A 7,721-nucleotide genomic window follows, 5' to 3' on the forward strand; every position below is an offset into this window, starting at 1 on the left:
TCAGGCCGACTTCTTCTTGTCGTCGTCCTCGTCGATTTCCTCGAAATCGGCATCGACCACGTCGGAGTCCTTGGCGGCATCCGCCTTGGCGTCGGCTTCCGCCGCTTCCTTCTGCGAAGCCTCGTACATGGCCTGGCCAAGCTTCATCGAAGCTTCGGCGAGCGCCTGGCTCTTGGCCTCAATGTCGGCCGCGTCGTCGCCCTCGGCGGCGGTCTTCAACGCCGCGATGGCATCGGAAATCGCCGTGCGCTCGGCTTCCGAGACCTTGTCGCCATATTCCTTCAGCGACTTCTCCGACGAATGCACCAGCGCTTCGGCCTGGTTGCGGGCCTCGACCACGGCGCGCCGCTTCTTGTCGGTCTCGGCATTGGCCTCGGCGTCCTTCACCATCTTCTCGATGTCGGCGTCCGAAAGGCCACCCGAGGCCTGGATGCGGATCTGGTGCTCCTTGCCGGTGCCCTTGTCCTTGGCCGAAACGTTGACGATGCCGTTGGCGTCGATGTCGAAAGTGACCTCGATCTGCGGCACGCCGCGCGGCGCCGGCGGAATGCCGACCAGGTCGAACTGGCCGAGTGCCTTGTTGTCGGCGGCCATTTCACGCTCGCCCTGGAAGACGCGGATGGTCACGGCCGACTGGCTATCTTCAGCGGTCGAGAACACCTGGCTCTTCTTGGTCGGGATCGTCGTGTTGCGCTCGATCAGCCGGGTGAACACGCCGCCCAGCGTCTCGATGCCGAGCGACAGCGGCGTCACGTCGAGCAACAGCACGTCCTTGACGTCGCCCTGCAGCACGCCGGCCTGGATGGCGGCGCCGAGAGCGACGACCTCATCCGGGTTGACGCCCTTGTGCGGCTCCTTGCCGAAGAACTGCTTCACGATCTCCTGGATCTTGGGCATGCGGGTCATGCCGCCGACCAGGACCACTTCGTCGATCTCGCCCGCCTTGAGGCCGGCGTCCTTGAGCGCCGCCTTGCACGGGTCGATGGTGCGTTGGACGAGATCCTCGACCAGGCTTTCGAACTTGGCGCGCGTCAGCTTCAGCGTCAGGTGCTTCGGGCCGGTCGCGTCGGCGGTGATGAAGGGCAGGTTGATTTCGGTCTGCGTGGTCGACGACAGCTCGATCTTGGCCTTTTCAGCCGCCTCCTTGAGGCGCTGCAAGGCGAGCTTGTCGTTCTTCAGGTCGATGCCCTGTTCCTTCTTGAACTCGGCCGCCAGATACTCGACCAGGCGCATGTCGAAATCCTCGCCGCCGAGGAAGGTGTCGCCATTGGTCGACTTCACCTCGAACACGCCGTCGCCGATTTCGAGCACCGAAATGTCGAACGTGCCGCCGCCAAGGTCATAGACGGCAATGGTCTTGCCATCCTTCTTGTCGAGGCCGTAGGCAAGTGCTGCAGCCGTCGGCTCGTTGATGATGCGCAGCACTTCCAGGCCGGCGATCTTGCCGGCGTCCTTGGTGGCCTGGCGCTGGGCGTCGTTGAAATAGGCTGGAACGGTGATGACCGCCTTCTCGACCTTCTCGCCGAGATAGGCTTCCGCCGTTTCCTTCATCTTCTGCAGGATCATAGCCGAGATCTGGCTGGGCGACTGCTTCTTGCCGCCGGCCTCGACCCAGGCATCGCCATTGTCGCCCTTGACGATCTTGTAAGGGACAAGCTTCTTGTCCTTTTCCGTCACCGGATCGTCATAGCGGCGGCCGATCAGGCGCTTGACCGCGAAGATGGTGTTTTCAGGATTGGTGACCGCCTGGCGCTTGGCCGGCTGGCCGACCAGACGTTCGCCGTCGCCCGAGATGGCGACGATGGAGGGCGTCGTGCGCGCGCCTTCCGCATTTTCGATCACCTTGGGTTCCTTGCCATCCATGATGGCGATGCAGGAATTGGTGGTGCCGAGATCGATACCGATTACTTTTGCCATTTTTCTAGTCTCTCCGCTAAGCAGGCTTTCAGGACCCGTGAAGGCGTTCCAACGAAAGCCCCTGTTCACAAGAAATCCCGTCCGGCAACCGGGTTTCGGCGCCGCACGGCTTGGCGCGTATATAAGAACAGGCGGGATCGGGCGCAAGCATTCTGCGCAAGGCTTCCGTGAACCTTTCCACCTCCGCCGGCGACTGAGGTCCAGGTGCCGCATGGTGCGGCCCGGAAAGGAAGCCCCCATGACCAGCAACCCAGAGGCTCTTCGGTCTCCGGGAACAACAGGAGCTCGGCGCGACCACCACCTTCGGGACGGGGTCGATGCGCTGGGCTTCCCGCTGATTCCGTTGACCCTGCGTAAGAGCAGGCGTATCGTGACAATGAGGAAAGCAGACAATTCGAGCAGGGAAGAACGAGCCGGACCGCCGCGCCTTGCCCTGGTTCGCGCGGCACAGCCGGAGGCTCCTCCCGCAGACTTCGGGGGGAGTTCCATGTCTTGCGATCACGGCCCGTTCGTGTCTTCTCGCACCAGCCGTTTGCACCGCCTGATCAAGGCAACCGGCGGATTTCTTGCGATTGCCTTGACCGCCGGCCTTTGGCTTGGCGGCATCGCCAAGGCGCAGGATACCCAGATCATCTATCCCGGCTCGATGGCGGTCACCGGATTTTCCGGCACCGTCATTCCCAATTTCGACGAAGGCCTGCCGCCTGGGGTCGACCCGGTCGACGAGACCTTCATCGACACCACGCGCGCCACCTTGCGCGTTTTCGACGTCTCGCATCTCGGCGGGCCGGCTTCGGGCCAGCTCGTCTTCACGCCGCCGCCGTTCGAGGTGACATCAGGCCAGATCGGCCAGGTTTTCGGCCTCACCTATGATGACGGCGTGCGCGACGGGGTTCCGTCAGGCATTCCCAATCTTTATGCCGCGGCAACCTCGCTGCACGGCATCCGCATCGTCACGCCTGACGCCGACAGTGACGGCAGGCCGGAACGGCAGCGCCGCGGCACCGCAGGCGCTACCTTCATGGATGGCCAGTTCGGCACCGAAAACGGCGGCGGACCCGGCACCATCTGGAAGATCGACGGCATCACCGGCCAGGTCGCCAAATTCGCCGACATCGACACCAACAGCGGCCCGGGCATCGGCAATATCACCTTCGATCCCAACCACCGCCAGTTCTTCGCCTCGGATCTCGACACCGGCCTGATCCGTCGCATCGACGCCAACGGCAGGCTGATCGACACGTTCGATCATGGCGTCGCCGGGCGCCCGGCGCATGGTCTGGCTCCCGTCGCCGACGACGGCGCGGTGATGGACATTCAAGGTGCCGCCTTCGACACGGAAGACCCCGAGACCTGGGGCTACACCCAGGACGAGCGCCGAGTCTGGGCCGTCTCCTATCATGGCGGCCGGCTCTACTATTCGGTCGGCGAAAAGTCGGAAATCTGGTCGGTGGGCATTGCCCGCGACGGCAGCTTTGCCGGCGACCCGCGCTGGGAGCTGACGGTCAGGGCGGACAAGGACTACGCCGTCACCGACATCGCCTTCGACAACCAAGGCTTCATGTATCTCGCCCAGCGCGGCCCGGTCGAAAATCGCTATGATTACAGCCGGTTCGCCGATTCCGGCAAGGGCGAGGTCATCCGCTACTGGCACGAGAATCCGGACGATCCGACAACGGAATCGGTCTGGGTGGAAGTGCCGCAGGAATATGCGGTCGGCTTTCCGCAGGGCAACCGGCAGTCGGCCGGCGGCCTCGACCTGCAATATGGCTATGATGCCGATGGCAATCTCGACACCTCGGTGTGCACGCAGACGCTGGTCAACACAGGCGACAAATTGCGTGATAATCCAACGCTTGCCGAGCAGCTCGCCGCCGGCGGACCGCTCGCCGTGCATGGCGTGCAGATCACGCCCAAGGACCTGGTCAAGCCGGCCAACGTGCCGCCCTTCGGTTCCTGGTTCGTCGATTTCGACGGCTATTTCGAGGATCCGGAAGTGGAAGGCCATGTCGGCGACGTCGCCGTCTGGCACCCCTGCGAGGGCCGCGCCGGCTATTATGAAGAAATTCCGGGCGGCTATCTGCCACCCTTCTACCCGCCGGACTTCCCACCGCCCGGCAATCTGCCCCCCTGTCTCGATGTCGACGACGTGCAATATTACTGCACGCCTTCGGGCCTCGAGGCTGATCTCTATCTCCATGACCATGCCGGCTTCGGCGGCGATTCGATCAAGGCCCAGTCCAGGACGCCAGGCGTCGCGGTGACGTCACCCATGTCGCATGCGCCTGGCACGCCTTACACGATCGGCATCACCGGCCACTATCCGGGCGACAGGGTGGATGTTGGACTTTGCTTCTACAGGAAGTCCGACAAGGACAAGGGTGGCTACTACCCTTGCTGCAAGATGACCTTGCCGCTCCGCACCCCAGCCGTCAGCTGCGAACGTTGAGGAGGGGAAGATGAACAATCTCGCACTCTCCCCGCTCGCGCAAAACAACTCAACCGTCATGGAGACGATCATGAAACCCCTGTCATATGCCAGGCGCGGCGCGCGCTGGCTGATGGCGGCCGGTATCGCGGTCGCCATGCTAACCCCGCTCGCAAGCCACGCGGAAGACGCCGCTCCGATCACCCCGCAACTGAGGCTCGACCTCGACAATTCGCGCGTCGTCAATCCCAGGCCGGAGCGGGTCGTCCCGTTCTTCACCAAGACAGGCACCCAGAGAGGCTGCGACTATGTCGTCTACTCCCTGAACTTCGGCCTGCGCGGTGACCCGCAGGGCTTTGCCGATCCGGGCCTGGTGGGCTTGCTGAAGAAACTCAAGATCGAGTTCAAGGACCAGCTCCCGCATGGCCTTGCCATCGTCAACGTCAACCTGTCCGGCGACGGCACGGATGCCTCCGGCGGACCACTGCCGGGCGCGACGATCAGCAATTCGGCGGGTCCCAACGACACCGCAACGGTGTCCGACTTCCGGCTCTCCGCCGCCGATCTCGACGGCGCGGGTGCCGCCAATGAACGCGTCATCAATTTCCAGATCACGGCCAAGATCGACCATGCGGCGTTTCCCGCGCCGACGATCGTCGACAACCAGGGCCTGATCAAGGTGAGCAACGAGGCCGGCACCGGGACCATCATCCCGTCGCAGGATCCGAGCAAGCCCGACGATGGCGACTACAAGACCGGAGTGAAGACCTCGATCAAGATCGATGTCACCAAGTGCAACCCGCCACCGCCGCCTCCCGGCAAGGAATGCTTCAAGGTAGAACGCGGCACGGTCGATTGCGTGCCCGGCGGCGGCGCCTTCATCTACCACATGCCGGTCGGCCCCGAGATGGGCGGCAAGTGGGTGCAGGTTTCGACCACTACGCCCGGCATCACCATCATCCCCGACACCCAGCTGGTGCCTCCGGGCGGCGGTGTGCTCAACTGGAAGATCGTCGGCGCATCGCCCGGCGACGTCATCCACCTCATCGTCACCGGCATCGAGACCTATGCCGGGCCGAAGGAGGGCTGGGGCCTGTGCTGCACGCAGACCATCGACATCGTCATCCCGCGTGACCAGCGGTGCCCGCCCAGGGACAAGGAGCCGGACCTCAAGGTCGAGAAACGCGCCGATGTCCCACACTGCACCATGGCCGGCGGCTGCGACTTCACCATCAGGGTCACCAATGTCGGCACCGCGCCCTACAACGGCAAGATCGTGCTCGACGAGGTGACGCTGCCGGCCGGCTCGACGCTGAGTTCAGGGCCCAATCCGCCCTGGGTCTGCGTGCCCGGCGCCACCCCGATGACATGCACGCATCCGGTGACCACGCTCAATCCGGGGGCCTTTGTCGACCTCAAGCTCGGCTTCAGGCCGGCCGGAGGCTGGCAAGGCAGCGTGCTGCGCAACTGCGCGACCTACAACTATGCGGCCAGCGGCAAGCCGTTGTTCGGCAGCCAGTCGAACGACCGTGGCTGTGCCTCGATCCCGATCTGCCGCCGTGGCGATCGCGACCGCGACTGCCAGCCGCCGGTCGAGAAGAAGGTCGACCTGATCCTGAAGAAGCGGGCCCGTACCGAAATCTGCACGGCGGACGGCGTCTGTTTCTTCGTGATCGACATCATCAACAACGGCACGTCGACCTATAACGGACCGCTGACGGTGATCGACAACTATCCTGGCGGCGCACCGAGCTCCTCGACCTTCGGGCCGAGCCCGCCCTGGACATGCGGTCCGAACGGCCCCGGCCAGTTCCGCTGCGACAATGCCGGCATCTCGCTGCCTGCGGGCGCCTCGACGCCGATCCTCGTCAAGGCGGTCATGCCGGCCGGCTACCAGTCGGATACCGTCGAGAACTGCGCCGAGGTGAAGGCCGTCCCCGGTGAGGTCGACCTCACCAACAACAAGGCCTGCGCCAAGGAACGCATCCGTCGGCCCAATGGCGGCAAGCCTGGCCTGCGCATCACCAAGGTGTGCAATGGCTCGCTGGCCGGTGCCGCGGTCGTCTCTTGCCGCATCACCGTCTCGAACGCCGGCACGGCAGCGCCCACCGGTCCGGTGCGGGTCAACGATGCCGCCACGCTGGTGTCGGGCGGCGCGCCCGTCCAGATCCAGACCGTCACCCCTGACGGCGCGGAATGGGCGTGCGGACCGGTTCCGGCCAACACGCTGTCGTGCCAGATTCCCGGCGCCGTCATGACGCCCGGAACCAGCAGGCACTTCGACGTCACGGTCTCGGCCAATGGCGCGTTCGAAAACTGCGCGCGCGGCTCCTATGGTCCGGCGCCTGGCGACGACATCGTCTATCCGATCGGCCAGGCCTGCGCCAAGGGCGGCGGCTCTTCGACCATCCGTGTCGAGAAGACCGGCGACCGCGAATGCCGGCTCGGCCAGCCCTGCTCGTTCGACATCACCATTACCAATGACGGAACGAGCCCCTTCTCCGGCCCGGTTCGTATCGGTGATGCGATCGGCGTGGAAGGTCTCGGCCGGCTGGATGGCGTTGCGATCACCGCGATCGACCCACCCTTCGGCTGCTCGCCGGAACCGGCAACCTTGCCTCTGTCCTGCATCGCCAACCTGACGCTCGGCGCCGGCGAAAGCCAGTCGCATCATGTCACCGTGGTCATTCCCGACGACGGGCGTCTGGCCAACCTGCAGGGCAACGTCAATGGCCAGAACTGCGTTGGCGTCCTGTCTCCCGACGCCAGGGTGCAGGACGGCGGCGACGTGCTGTCCAAGGATGCGGCCAATGTGCAGGGCGATCGCGGCAAGGCCTATGCGTGCCATCCCTTCGTCATCACCCATGAGGTGAAGAAGGAATGCTCGCCGGGCTTCGTCATGAACGATACCGGCCGCTGCGTCTGCCCGGAAGGCACCACCTTCCGCAACGGCCAGTGCACCGGCGGCGGCACCAACATTCTGCCGACGCCACCGCCGCCGCCGAAGCGCTGCGTGCTGCTCGAAGGCCAGATCCGCACCGAGGATGGGCGCTGCATCTGCCCGCGCGGCACGGCGCTGGAGAACGGCAAGTGCGTCAGCACTGGCAAGCCCGAGCAGTGCACCATCCGCGGCCAGATCCACGACGCCGACGGCTACTGTGTCTGCCCGCAAGGGACCGAGGTGCGCAATGGCGCCTGCCGTCCGATCCGGCCGAAGCCCCAAGTGTGCCGCATCCCCGGCCAGATCCGCAATGCCGATGGCGACTGCGTCTGCCCGCAGGGCACCGAGGTGCGCAACGGCGCCTGCCGTCCGGTGCGGCCGAAGCCCGAGCAGTGCGCTATCCGTGGTCAGGTCCACGATGCCAATGGCGATTGC

3 protein-coding genes are annotated in these 7,721 nt (G+C 64.8%); 2 read left to right on the plus strand and 1 reads right to left on the minus strand.

Going from position 1 to position 7,721, the window contains the following annotated elements:
• Positions 1–1,917, minus strand: a complete 1,917-nt coding sequence (gene dnaK, locus ACWGS8_RS34240) for a molecular chaperone DnaK (protein WP_010912682.1) — start codon at positions 1,915–1,917, stop codon at positions 1–3.
• 211 nt (positions 1,918–2,128) lie between these two features.
• Between dnaK and ACWGS8_RS34245 the strand changes: the two genes are divergently transcribed.
• The gene (locus ACWGS8_RS34245; protein ID WP_454585061.1) at positions 2,129–4,366 is read left to right on the plus strand and encodes a hypothetical protein; all 2,238 of its coding nucleotides are present in this window, start codon (positions 2,129–2,131) and stop codon (positions 4,364–4,366) included.
• 10 nt (positions 4,367–4,376) lie between these two features.
• The coding region (locus ACWGS8_RS34250) for a DUF7929 domain-containing protein (RefSeq protein WP_454585062.1) at positions 4,377–7,721 on the plus strand (3,345 nt) is incomplete at its 3' end.

Source organism: Mesorhizobium sp. 43Arga (genome assembly GCF_053714255.1).

Coding starts and splice junctions, on each gene's coding strand:
- dnaK (WP_010912682.1), bottom strand. CDS start 1,917: ATGGCAAAAGTAATCGGTATCGATCTCGGCACCACCAATTCCTGCATC.
- ACWGS8_RS34245 (WP_454585061.1), top strand. CDS start 2,129: ATGGTGCGGCCCGGAAAGGAAGCCCCCATGACCAGCAACCCAGAGGCT.